Annotated in this window: 1 protein-coding gene; it reads right to left on the reverse strand. The window is 35.1% G+C overall.

What is annotated here, in order from left to right:
- The coding region (locus AOA59_RS33380; protein ID WP_371919043.1) for a cytochrome c oxidase assembly protein at window positions 1-220 on the reverse strand (220 nt) is incomplete at its 3' end.
- Between the last annotated feature and the right edge of the window lie 8 nt (window positions 221-228).

Consider the following 228-nt stretch of genomic DNA (forward strand, 5'->3'; position numbering starts at 1 on the left):
ATATTGGAAAGCCAATAATTAAGAATATCCCTCTTAATACTTTAAACCGTTTAAAATACTCGAAAAACCATGATGGAAGACCAAGTAAAATTAACGGTGGTGCTATTAAATAAACGATTGCCATAGAAAGCATATGCATGCTAAGCATTAAATGGCCCAACACATAAAGCGGCCCACCAAATCCAAAATAAATTGCAAGGAGACCTAAATGAAAATACACCCTCCTTC

This window comes from Pseudomonas sp. 2822-15 (assembly GCF_002742515.1).
Lineage (GTDB): Bacteria > Pseudomonadota > Gammaproteobacteria > Pseudomonadales > Pseudomonadaceae > Aquipseudomonas > Aquipseudomonas salomonii.